The 8,526-nt window shown below is 45.6% G+C and carries 6 protein-coding genes, 5 tRNA genes and 2 rRNA genes; 3 read left to right on the top strand and 10 right to left on the bottom strand.

The window, feature by feature from the left end; genetic code table 11:
* From CWO27_RS23245 to CWO27_RS23225, 5 genes are all read right to left on the bottom strand, one after another.
* Positions 1-757: elongation factor Tu (locus CWO27_RS23245; protein WP_146161583.1), on the bottom strand; the 757-nt coding region annotated here is incomplete at its 3' end.
* A 95-nt stretch (positions 758-852) separates the two neighbouring features.
* Positions 853-928, bottom strand: a tRNA-Thr gene (locus CWO27_RS23240).
* Between the two features lie 13 nt (positions 929-941).
* Positions 942-1,016: transfer RNA gene (locus CWO27_RS23235), tRNA-Gly, on the bottom strand.
* A gap of 39 nt (positions 1,017-1,055) precedes the next feature.
* A tRNA-Tyr gene (locus tag CWO27_RS23230) sits at positions 1,056-1,140 on the bottom strand.
* Positions 1,141-1,184: 44 nt separating this feature from the next.
* Positions 1,185-1,260: transfer RNA gene (locus CWO27_RS23225), tRNA-Thr, on the bottom strand.
* Between the two features lie 210 nt (positions 1,261-1,470).
* Between CWO27_RS23225 and coaA the strand changes: the two genes are divergently transcribed.
* Positions 1,471-2,394 (top strand): type I pantothenate kinase, encoded by a 924-nt coding sequence (gene coaA / locus CWO27_RS23220; protein WP_048657856.1) that lies wholly within the window; start codon positions 1,471-1,473, stop codon positions 2,392-2,394.
* A gap of 7 nt (positions 2,395-2,401) precedes the next feature.
* Here coaA and birA read toward each other — a convergent pair whose 3' ends face one another.
* Positions 2,402-3,367, bottom strand: coding sequence for a bifunctional biotin--[acetyl-CoA-carboxylase] ligase/biotin operon repressor BirA (gene birA, locus CWO27_RS23215; protein WP_102479601.1), 966 nt, complete (start codon positions 3,365-3,367; stop codon positions 2,402-2,404).
* Complete coding sequence (gene murB, locus CWO27_RS23210) at positions 3,364-4,410, bottom strand: UDP-N-acetylmuramate dehydrogenase (RefSeq protein WP_102479602.1); 1,047 nt, start codon at positions 4,408-4,410, stop codon at positions 3,364-3,366. The genes birA and murB overlap by 4 nt, the downstream gene beginning before the upstream one ends.
* Positions 4,411-4,476: 66 nt before the next feature.
* Here murB and CWO27_RS23205 point away from each other — a divergent pair, with 66 nt between their 5' ends.
* Positions 4,477-4,908 carry a GNAT family N-acetyltransferase gene (locus CWO27_RS23205; protein ID WP_102479603.1) on the top strand — a complete coding sequence of 144 codons (432 nt, stop codon included), beginning with the start codon at positions 4,477-4,479 and terminating at the stop codon, positions 4,906-4,908.
* A gap of 91 nt (positions 4,909-4,999) precedes the next feature.
* Positions 5,000-6,340, top strand: coding sequence for a CDP-diacylglycerol--serine O-phosphatidyltransferase (gene pssA, locus CWO27_RS23200; RefSeq protein WP_102479604.1), 1,341 nt, complete (start codon positions 5,000-5,002; stop codon positions 6,338-6,340).
* Positions 6,341-6,725: 385 nt separating this feature from the next.
* Here the strand turns inward: pssA and CWO27_RS23195 are convergent.
* The 3 genes from CWO27_RS23195 to CWO27_RS23185 all read right to left on the bottom strand — a co-directional run.
* A tRNA-Asp gene (locus tag CWO27_RS23195) sits at positions 6,726-6,802 on the bottom strand.
* A gap of 45 nt (positions 6,803-6,847) precedes the next feature.
* A 5S ribosomal RNA gene (gene rrf, locus CWO27_RS23190) occupies positions 6,848-6,963 on the bottom strand.
* A gap of 132 nt (positions 6,964-7,095) precedes the next feature.
* Positions 7,096-8,526, bottom strand: a 23S ribosomal RNA gene (locus CWO27_RS23185); the annotation flags it as partial.

The raw sequence follows: 8,526 nt of genomic DNA, 5'->3' as shown, positions 1-8,526 counted from the left end.
GAGTAGTCTCTTTGATACCAACGATTTCTACTTCGTCACCTACACGTAGGATACCGCGCTCGATACGACCAGTTACAACAGTACCACGACCTTGGATTGAGAATACATCTTCAATTGGTAGTAGGAACGGTTGGTCAACTGCACGCTCTGGCTCAGGAATGTAAGAATCTAGTGCTTCTGCAAGCTCAACGATCTTGTCTTCCCACTGCTTCTCGCCGTTTAGTGCGCCAAGTGCAGAACCTTGGATAACTGGTAGGTCATCACCTGGGAAGTCGTATTCAGAAAGAAGTTCACGAACTTCCATCTCAACTAGCTCAAGTAGCTCTTCGTCATCAACCATGTCACATTTGTTCATGAATACGATGATGTAAGGGATACCAACTTGACGACCAAGTAGGATGTGCTCACGAGTTTGAGGCATAGGGCCGTCAGTCGCAGCAACAACTAGGATACCGCCGTCCATTTGTGCAGCACCAGTGATCATGTTTTTAACATAATCCGCGTGTCCTGGACAGTCTACGTGTGCGTAGTGACGTGCTGGAGTATCGTACTCAACGTGAGAAGTTGCGATTGTGATACCGCGCTCGCGCTCTTCTGGAGCGTTATCGATAGATGCGAAATCTTTAGCAACACCGCCGTACACTTTTGCAAGTGTAGTACAGATAGCAGCAGTTAGAGTTGTTTTACCGTGGTCAACGTGGCCGATAGTACCAACGTTTACGTGCGGTTTCGTACGTTCAAATTTTTCTTTAGACATGGGGTGTCCCTCTAGGTACGGATTAGGTGGCTTAAAATAAGACCACGCAACCAAAAAAAATGGTTTTCTTTATTAAAGGAGAAGAAGCTTTAGACTGGTGCTAATACCCAGAGTCGAACTGGGGACCTCACCCTTACCAAGGGTGCGCTCTACCGACTGAGCTATATCAGCACACAAAATGAGTTGGAGCGTGCAGCGGGAATCGAACCCGCATCATCAGCTTGGAAGGCTGAGGTAATAGCCATTATACGATGCACGCAACACGTAACTCTGTTTGAGCTATTTAACCTTTAGAATATGGTGGAGAGGGACGGATTCGAACCATCGAAGGCAGTGCCAACAGATTTACAGTCTGCTCCCTTTGGCCACTCGGGAACCTCTCCAAATTTTGAGCTTTCTCTCGCTTGCCTTAGAGGAAGGGAGAAAGTGGTGCCGACTACCGGAATCGAACTGGTGACCTACTGATTACAAGTCAGTTGCTCTACCTACTGAGCTAAGTCGGCACAAGTGGGGCGCATTTTATTGAATGATTTTCCACCTTGCAATAGTAAATTGAAAAAAAGTGCAAAATTCTCTTACCAAACTCCTACATACGCCAATTTAGCTCAAGGTTTCCATCTTTAACACGCATCTAGCACAGGAAGATATTTTATTTATCTATCGCTTGATGTATTTTCCATGCACTTGTTTTGTTATCCACTATAGAGTTTTGTATGAGCCCATTTATGTCATTTGACCGCGAACGCTGGTCTGAGCTAAGGAATTTAGTTCCGATGACACTTTCTGAAAGCGACTTAAAAGAGCTTCAAGGCATCAATGAAAAACTCACAATGGAAGAGGCTGTGGAGATCTATCTACCACTTTCTCGGCTGTTGAATCTCTATGTAGCAGCCAGACAAAACAGAAACTCGGTACTTCACGAGTTCCTAGATAAGAAAGAGAAAGCGCCACCTTTTATCATAGGTATTGCAGGTAGTGTTGCGGTTGGTAAAAGTACAACTGCACGACTGCTTAAAGCCCTACTCTCTCGTTGGGAAAACCACCCAAAAGTTGAGCTAGTCACAACGGACGGTTTCTTATACCCAAATGAAGTGTTGGAAGAGAAAGGGTTGATGAGTAAAAAAGGCTTCCCTGAGTCTTACGACATCAAGCGTCTTGTGAACTTTGTCTCAGATGTTAAAGCGTGCAAAAGAAATGTCACCGCACCGGTATACTCGCACCTAACTTACAACATTACTGATGATGTTAAGTGTGTCGACCTACCCGATGTACTTATTATTGAAGGGCTTAATGTCTTACAGAGTGGCATGAACTACCCACACGAACCGCATCGTGTGTTTATTTCAGACTTCCTTGATTTCTCACTCTATGTTGATGCTGACAGCCAGCAAATCAAAGAATGGTACATCAATCGTTTTATGAAGTTTCGCGATGGCGCGTTTACTAAACCTGGCTCGTACTTTAGTCATTACACTAAGTTATCGAATCAAGCGGCACTGGATAAAGCGGAAGGTATCTGGAGTTCAATCAATGGCTTGAACCTTGAACAAAATATCCTTCCGACAAGAGAAAGAGCGCACCTGATTTTGCGAAAAGGCGCCGATCACATGGTTGAAGAAGTGTTACTCAGAAAATAGTAACGCCTTAATCGCCTTTTCTTAGCGATATTTCACCACCAATATAACTCTCGAGGCCATTCTCTGTTTTGAGTAACACGGCACCTTGTTCATCGATGCCCTGAACAACACCTTCAATTTCTCTAGGTCCAATAATCAACCTAACATTGCGACCTAAGAAATTATCTAAGCGATTCCAACGCTCTACAAAATTGGACATTCCTTTCAGTTCATAATCCACAAGAGACTTGTCCCAAGCATTGATCAGAGCCTGCGCTAATTGGTTACGATCAGGCACCTTTCCGTCACACACTTCTTTAAGAGAAGTCCACGGTTGACCAATACCTGATGTCGTTGGATCCATAGATAGATTCAGCCCTAAACCAATAACAATATGAGCTGCGCCACCCGATTGCCCAGAGAGCTCGACCAAGATACCCGCGAGCTTCTTGTCATTGTGGTATAGGTCATTCGGCCACTTAAGCTTGATGCCTTCAACGCCCATCTCTTCCAAAGCCTCTACAACGGCTACTCCAACCACAAGGCTTAAGCCCATCGCAGCAGCCATCCCTGCGTCGAGTCTCCAATACATTGAAAGGTAGAGATTTGCACCAAATGGCGATACCCACTCTCGTCCGCGACGTCCACGCCCCGCAGCTTGATATTCAGCAATACAGACAGAACCCGATTCGAGGGTGTTAGTACGCTCTAATAGGTGTTGGTTTGTAGAACCGATGATTGGAATCAGCTCAAGAGAAGCATCGCGACTAACTGCAGACAATTTTTCTTGGTCAAGCATATCTAAACGGCTAGCTAGCTTGTAACCCTTGCCTTGTACTCGGTAGATATCTAAACCCCACTCTTGAATACCTTTAATGTGCTTGCTGATAGCCGCTCGTGATACACCAATCATTTCACCTAGCTCTTCACCTGAATGAAACTCACCGTCAGCAAGACATCTCAATAGTGCAAGCTTGGTACTATGTTCTCTCATACCAATGACTCCAAAGCCTTATCTAGGTTTGTCTCACGGTCTCGTCCCATAAAACGTACTTCATGTTCCAATCGAATATCGAATTTATTCAAAACGGCCTGACGTACTCGCTCTGCAAGCTTAAGGATATCCACAGCAGAAGCCTCATCAGAATTGATGATAACCAATGCTTGGTTAGGGTGAACCTGAGCGCCACCTTCTGTCACGCCCTTGAACTGGCATTGATCAATCAGCCAGCCAGCAGCGACTTTGATCATGTCATTACTCTCATAGCCGACAATGTTTGGATATAGAGCTAACAGGCGATCAAAATGATCTTTGGTGATCAAAGGGTTTTTGAAGAAGCTGCCCGCATTCCCTTGTATTCTAGGGTCTGGCAGCTTACTCGAACGAATAGCACACACTTCATCAAATACAGTACGAGGAGAGAGACTATCGGCTGCTAGGCTTTTTAACGGGCCATAGTGATTGCATGGCTCCCACTCTTTCGGCAACGTTAAACCAATCGCAACAACAATCGCTTTACCGTAGAGAGCATGTTTGAAAATAGAATCTCGGTAACCAAAGAGACACTCTTCCTTGCTTAATCGCTTAACTGTATAAGTATCCAGACATAGGATATCAACGTACTCGCATATGTCTTGCAGTTCAACGCCGTACGCACCAATATTCTGAATCGGAGCAGAGCCTGAACAACCGGGTATCATTGCTAGATTTTCTAGACCACCCAGCCCTTTATCGACACTCCACTTAACCAAACTAGGCCAATCCTCACCACCATTAACATGTAGATGGTGATGGCTATCTGTCTCGGTTAACGTAATCCCGGCTAACTGGTTCACAATAATCAGGCCTGCAAAGTGCTCAGTAAAAAGCATATTACTGCCCTTACCCAATATTAACTTTGGCAAAGTTGACCACTTAGGGTCTTGATAAACCGTAATCAGTTCTTCGATAGTCGTGACTTCAACCAACGCATCACAAGTCTGATCGATGGAAAAAGTATGAACGTTTTTTAAACTAGCATTGAGATGGAATTGCATGACGATATTCAATTAACTTACACTGCAACCATTCTACAGCAGATAAACCAGTGGCGCAGTGACTGAATGAACAATGTCATCATTACCCAATTAGACCCCGTAAAGGTTCCCCTCGTAAAACGTTTCTACAAGGAACATTATCCGACAGGGAAAGCCAATAAGAGTGAGCTTATCTATTCGTTACTGATGGATAACGAGCTTTGTGGTGTCGTGCGTTTTCGGACGATAGAAAATACTCGCTTGCTCACCGGAATGGCTATATCAAAAGAACATCGTGGTAAGCAATTAGGCTCTCAGCTTATGGATTATTGTGCTCAGCATACGCTAACAGATAACGACTACTGCTTTGCCTACGCGCATCTCACCAGCTTTTACTCACGACATCAGTTCGTACAGATCGCTCCAGAACAGCTACCCAATGGCTTAAGAGTTTTATATGAGCGCTATTCGAATAGCGGAAAAGATCTCATTCCTATGCATTTTCAGCAAAATTGTTAGAGAATGCCTCGATTATCTAGTATTTGATGCTATCCCTTTGGTAAAATTAAAGGTTCGCAATTTTGCATATTTTTAAGGTAAAACAGTCAATATGATTGCCAGTAGGAATCCATTCATACAGTTGCCAACCATAGCGCAGAATCCTGACAAGTTTGAAGTACTACTATCAGCGCAAGAGTTTCGAACTCGTCTACTTGATGAGATATCTCGCGCAACGACTCGTATTAGTTTAGTCGCTTTGTATCTTGAAGATGATGAGGCTGGCCGTGAGATCCTAACTGCCTTATATGAAGCAAAGCAAAAGAATCCAGAATTAGACGTGAGCGTTTGTGTCGACTGGCACCGAGCGCAGCGTGGATTGATCGGCGCAGAGTCTTCTGAAGGCAATGCAGCCATGTATAAAGAGTTCGCAGAAAAATATCAGCACGCTGTGCCTGTCTATGGCATTCCAGTTCGCGGTAAAGAAGTCTTTGGCGTATTGCACTTAAAAGGCTTTATCGTCGATGACAGCGTGATATACAGCGGTGCAAGCCTTAACAATATCTACCTGAATTACCATGACCGCTATCGCTTTGATCGTTACCACGTTTTAAACAACGTAGCGCTTGCGGACTCGATGTTTACCTACGTACACGAACAGATGGTTGCGGACAGCGCTGTTTATGACTTGGCTGATAAGAACAAGCCTGCGACCAAAGAACTGAAACCAGCGATTCGTCAGTTTCGTGCATCATTGGCAAGATCTCAGTATCAATTCGATGGTCAAGAGGTTTCAGCAGACCAAGTTGCTGTAACACCATTGGTTGGTATCGGTAAGAGACGTAACCGACTGAATCAGGGAATTAATCAACTCGTCGCTCAAGCTAAAGATGAAATCTTTATCTGCACACCTTACTTCAACTTCCCACCTAGCCTAGCTAAAGAAGTGAAGAAAGCGCTTAAGCGAGGCGTAAAGGTCAGCATTGTTGTTGGCGATAAGACAGCAAATGATTTCTTTATCTCGCCAGAAGAAGAGTTTAAAACGATTGGCGGTTTACCATACCTTTACGAATTGAACTTACGTCGTTTCGCTAAAGCGAATGAAGCTCATATAGCTAGCCGTAATCTATCAATTCGACTTTGGCAACACGATTCCAATAGCTTCCACCTAAAGGGGATTTGGGTCGATAAGCGCTACATGCTACTAACAGGCAATAACCTAAACCCTCGAGCATGGAAGCTAGATCTAGAGAACGGCATCTTTATCCAAGATAACTACCATCACCTAACAGACAAATTCCAAGCTGAAGTGGATAATATCCTTCAACACACTCAGCTTATCTGTACTTATAAGCAGTTAGACAAGATAGAGAGCTACCCGACGGAAGTTCAGAAGTTGATTCGCAAGATCACTCGCGTGAAAGCCGATAGAGTGCTTAAACAAATACTGTAGTCGATGTTAAAAATAACCATCTATCAACGCCTAGCAAACGCTAGGCGTTTTTGTATCTACGAGATAGCTAAATCCCTCTTTAGAAGGTGCAACAGAAAAAGTTGAAAGAGCCACCTTCATTCGTCAGATTTGAGAGCAAACAGCGCCTGTCGGTTTCTATAGAGACACCTCAATAGGTAGCAATGAGGTCTGTACCAAAAGTCCGAAGTTCATACATCAAAAACGACGAAAGCCTAGTCGTCAGACTAGGCTTTCTAATATGTGCAGGAATAGCGTGAAGTGCAGGGGCTCGGTATCTTAACAACACTCATACAACCTAACAGCAAAACACTTTTCTTCAAATGTAAAAAAGCCCTGCTATTGCTAGCAGGGCTTTTCTAATAAGTGGCGGAGTGGACGGGACTCGAACCCGCGACCCCCGGCGTGACAGGCCGGTATTCTAACCAACTGAACTACCACTCCGCAGTGGACTACTTGTCGTCGCTGACAAGTCGTTCATAATTTAAAGCCTGGCGATGTCCTACTCTCACATGGGGAAGCCCCACACTACCATCGGCGCTATTGTGTTTCACTTCTGAGTTCGGCATGGAATCAGGTGGGTCCACAATGCTATGGTCGCCAAGCAAATTTTGCTTTTACTTTCAGTTTTTTAAAAACTGAAGGCAAAATAATCTGGAAAACTGATTTAAAAGTCTCTTCAAACTCATTCAAGCGTTTGGTATTTCTTTGAGTCCACAAAACCCCTTGGGTGTTGTATGGTTAAGCCTCACGGGCAATTAGTACAGGTTAGCTCAATGCCTCGCAGCACTTACACACCCTGCCTATCAACGTCGTAGTCTACGACAACCCTTTAGGACGCTTATAGCGTCAGGGAAAACTCATCTCAAGGCTCGCTTCCCGCTTAGATGCTTTCAGCGGTTATCGATTCCGAACTTAGCTACCGGGCAATGCCATTGGCATGACAACCCGAACACCAGAGGTTCGTCCACTCCGGTCCTCTCGTACTAGGAGCAGCCCCTTTCAATTTTCCAACGCCCACGGCAGATAGGGACCGAACTGTCTCACGACGTTCTAAACCCAGCTCGCGTACCACTTTAAATGGCGAACAGCCATACCCTTGGGACCGACTTCAGCCCCAGGATGTGATGAGCCGACATCGAGGTGCCAAACACCGCCGTCGATATGAACTCTTGGGCGGTATCAGCCTGTTATCCCCGGAGTACCTTTTATCCGTTGAGCGATGGCCCTTCCATTCAGAACCACCGGATCACTATGACCTGCTTTCGCACCTGCTCGAATTGTCATTCTCGCAGTCAAGCGGGCTTATGCCATTGCACTAACCACACGATGTCCAACCGTGTTTAGCCCACCTTCGTGCTCCTCCGTTACTCTTTGGGAGGAGACCGCCCCAGTCAAACTACCCACCAGGCACTGTCCGTAATCCCGATTCAGGGACCAACGTTAGAACATCAAAACTACAAGGGTGGTATTTCAAGGACGACTCCACCACATCTAGCGACGCGGTTTCAAAGTCTCCCACCTATCCTACACATGTAGGTTCAATGTTCAGTGCCAAGCTGTAGTAAAGGTTCACGGGGTCTTTCCGTCTAGCCGCGGGTACACTGCATCTTCACAGCGATTTCAATTTCACTGAGTCTCGGGTGGAGACAGCGTGGCCATCATTACGCCATTCGTGCAGGTCGGAACTTACCCGACAAGGAATTTCGCTACCTTAGGACCGTTATAGTTACGGCCGCCGTTTACCGGGGCTTCGATCAAGAGCTTCGACCGAAGTCTAACCCCATCAATTAACCTTCCGGCACCGGGCAGGCGTCACACCGTATACGTCATCTTACGATTTTGCACAGTGCTGTGTTTTTAATAAACAGTTGCAGCCACCTGGTATCTGCGACTCTCGTCTGCTCCATCCGCAAGGGACTTCACTGATAAGAGCGTACCTTCTCCCGAAGTTACGGTACCATTTTGCCTAGTTCCTTCACCCGAGTTCTCTCAAGCGCCTTGGTATTCTCTACCCGACCACCTGTGTCGGTTTGGGGTACGATTCCTTACAATCTGAAGCTTAGAGGCTTTTCCTGGAAGCATGGCATCAATGACTTCACTACCGTAGTAGCTCGACATCGTATCTCAGCGTTAGTAGCGGTCCGGATTTACCTAAACCACCCGCC

The sequence above is a fragment of the Vibrio sp. 10N.286.51.C3 genome (assembly GCF_003050065.1).
In the GTDB taxonomy this organism is placed as follows: Bacteria; Pseudomonadota; Gammaproteobacteria; order Enterobacterales; family Vibrionaceae; genus Vibrio; species Vibrio crassostreae.
This window is presented reverse-complemented; position numbering and strand designations above follow the sequence as displayed.